3 pseudogenes are annotated in these 2718 nt (G+C 67.1%); all 3 read right to left on the bottom strand.

The window, feature by feature from the left end:
* Positions 1–643: pseudogene (locus NA4_RS37865) on the bottom strand (IS701 family transposase); the annotation flags it as partial.
* 66 nt (positions 644–709) lie between these two features.
* A pseudogene (locus NA4_RS37860) lies at positions 710–2319 on the bottom strand (ISAzo13 family transposase); the annotation flags it as partial.
* Between the two features lie 70 nt (positions 2320–2389).
* Positions 2390–2718 (bottom strand): annotated as a pseudogene (locus tag NA4_RS37855) (transposase); the annotation flags it as partial.

The raw sequence follows: 2718 nt of genomic DNA, 5'->3' as shown, positions 1-2718 counted from the left end.
TCGTGGCGCACAACGCCTCCTCCACATGCCAACGCGACCCCGCGACCCACGCCAGATCCACCAGCCGGGACCGAGCCGGGCCATAGCAGAGGTAGTAGGCGATCTCGGTCGGGTCGTTGATCGAGCGGCGAGCCAGCAGCCAGTGCCCCCGCCCGCGCGCCCACGTCCCGTCGATCGGCCTGCGTACCCAGTCGTATTCGCGGGGCCCGTGCGCGCCGGCGCCGACCGACAGCCGCTGCCGCTTCACCGGCGCGAGGTCGGCGATCAGCTCATCAGCGCGGGCCCTGCGACCGGCGCGAGTGGTCAACTGATGATCACAGCGGGTGGCCATCACATACGACACGACCTGACCTTCGAGCCAATCCCGCAGGTAACCAGCTTGGCCGTAGACCTCATCAGCGGTGAACCACGCGAACGGCACCCCCGCGGCCAGCGCGCGGTCCAGCATGGCGATCATCTGCCGCGCCTTGGTCGCGAACCCGACCTCGTCGGGGATCCCGGCATCGCGGCAACGCTCACGATCATCGGTCCACGATTCCGGGATGTAGAGTTCCCGGTCGATCAGGGCATGCCCGCGGGAGGACGCATACGCCAGAAACACCCCGATCTGGCAATTCTCCGTACGGCCAGGGGCCTGTCCGTAAATTACTGTTGCAGTTGATCTGTGGGGTGGGTTGCGTGTGTGAGACGGGCTTGTAGTTGCTCAAGAGTGCGTGCGGGTGGTCCGGGTATGGGTGTGATGTCGAGCCGGTGCAGGTCCAGGATCCGGTGGCCGTCTCGGAACTGCATGGTCAGGTTGGTGCGCTTGACTCCGAGTAGTTGGGCCAGCAGCGTGCTGGTGGCGGCCCTTCGCCGCCGCAGCAAGGCTGTCAGGAGCCGGTGAAAATGGTCGACGCTGCTGGTTTGCGGATGCAGATAGCTGCGGGGGCGGTGGAAGCGACGTTGGAAGGCCGCCTCGGCCAGGGCGTCCCAATACGGTTCCGAGACGGCTGCCAGGTGCGTGAAGTCCGCTCGAGACATGCCGGTCAGAGCCGGATCGGTGAGCATCTCGGTCACGGCGGGATCGAGCCTGCGGTGGGTTGGGGCTTGCTCGGCCGGGTGCGGTGCGCAGGGTGCCACGCTGTAGTTCCAGTCTCCGTGGAAGGCGTCGGGTGTGATCGGCAGGGCGTGGAACTCGGCGGAGGTGACGGTGCCGCCGAGGGGGTGGCTGCCGGTGTCCAGGTCGGCGCCGATGGTCAATCCGGTGCTCGTTGTTGTCGCGGCGATGGTCTCGATGACGACCTGATAACTGGTCAGCGGTCGGCCGCGCCAGTTGGCGGTGATGTGGCAGAACATCCGGTGCTCGATCTTGTTCCACTTCGAAGTGCCCGGAGGGTAGTGGCAGACCATGATCTCCAAGCCGCTGTCGATGGCGAAGGCGTGCAGGTACTTCTTCCATGTCCAGCGGCGGGGGTCGTTGGAGCCACCGGCGTCCGCGGTGATCAGCAGCCGGGTCGCGTCCGGGTGCTGCTGCCGTCCGCAGTGCCGCCACCAGCGGCGGATGGATTCCACCGCGAATTCGGCAGTGTCGTGGTCGGTTCCGACGTTGACCCAGCCGGTGTTGGTGGCGATGTCATAGATCCCGTAGGGGATGACCACCGGATGATCGTCGGTCACGAAGGTGTGGCAGTCCACCTTGACCGGGCTCTTGCCCGGGCGCCAGGTGCGTCCGGGACGGTCGCGGTTGCCGATCCACTCCTTGGCCTTGGTATCGACGCTGATGACCGGCTGCCCGGCGTCGAGGAAGGCGGTAGCGGTCGCGTTGATGTGTGCGAACTGCGCGTCGCGGTCTGGATGGCAGGCGCCTTCGCTGGTTTTGGCAGTGCCCTGCAGACGGTATCCCAGTGCGTGCAGCAGGTGCCCGACTGTCGTGGCGCCGACCGGGTGTCCCTGGTCGGTCAGCGCCGCAGCCAAGGTGCGCAGCGACAGCGTGGTCCAGCGCAGCGCAGAAACCGGATCGCCGCGAGTATGCGGCTCAATGAGTGCCTCCAGCGCCGGCAGCAGGCCGGTGTCGGTCACCACCAGCGGCTTGCGACCCGCGCCCGGAGCGCGGATGCGCTGGGGCGGTGCGGTAGTCGCAGCCAGTTCGGAGATACCGCGCGTGACGGTAGCGGTGCTGGCGCCGGAGGCGGCGGCCACCACGGTAATCCCGCCGTGGCCCATCGCAATCGCCTCGCTGGCCAGGTAGAGCCGGCGACGGCGTTCATCCAGATGCGGCAGGAGCCGTTCGAACTTGACCCGCAACTCGGCAGCGGATAGACAATCTCGCGGACGACACATACCCGAGTTTCCCGCCGCCACCCGGCACGTCGACCCAAAGATCAACCCCGACAGTAATTTACGAACAGGACCCGGCGGTGCCGGAATACTGCCGTTGCACGCCAGCGGATTTGGTGCCTTCCGTCAGGAACCCGGTGTCATCGGCCAGCACGGCGGCGGGGTCGCCGAGGTGCTCGATCACGTAGTCACGCACATCGTCACGCACCCCGTCGACATCCCAGTCGGCGGCGCGCAGCAACCGCTGCATCCCGTCCGGAGCGCTCTCACCAGCGCGTTCCGCGAGCGTCCACCCGTTCTTGCGTTCCAGACCCGCGACCAGCCCCGACACATACTCACCCGCCCGCCCCCGAGGCTCAGCGCGGGTGAACCGTTCCCCGATCCTCGCTACCAACGAATCTA

It is taken from the genome of Nocardia amamiensis NBRC 102102, from assembly GCF_001612745.1.
GTDB classification, from domain to species: Bacteria; Actinomycetota; Actinomycetes; order Mycobacteriales; family Mycobacteriaceae; genus Nocardia; species Nocardia amamiensis.
This window is presented reverse-complemented; position numbering and strand designations above follow the sequence as displayed.